Here is a 273-nt window from a genome sequence, read left to right on the forward strand (position 1 = left end):
GGGGAATGGATGATCACCTTCTCGGCAGGCAAGCCCGTACGCTTGACGATATCGGCCTGGAACATCTCGGGCGCCTGATTGGGTATCCACAGTTCGAGCGAGCCGTCCGCGTTGAATCGCGCGAGCGCCGACGGCGGTTCCAGTTGCGCATGATTCAGATACTGGCTGTGATAGGTCGCGTTGACGACCTTCTTCGCACGCTTGAATGCAGCATTCGCGTCTCCAACAACCTCGGCGTCGTCGCCGACGCCCGGCTCATTGGCGAGGCGCTGT

At 61.2% G+C, this 273-nt stretch carries 1 protein-coding gene; it reads right to left on the bottom strand.

What is annotated here, in order from left to right; translation table 11 throughout:
• The coding region (locus SB847_RS21000) for a molybdopterin cofactor-binding domain-containing protein (protein WP_410578544.1) at positions 1-273 on the bottom strand (273 nt) is incomplete at both ends.

This window comes from Bacillus sp. SIMBA_026 (assembly GCF_046535335.1).
Lineage (GTDB): Bacteria > Bacillota > Bacilli > Bacillales > Bacillaceae > Bacillus > Bacillus velezensis.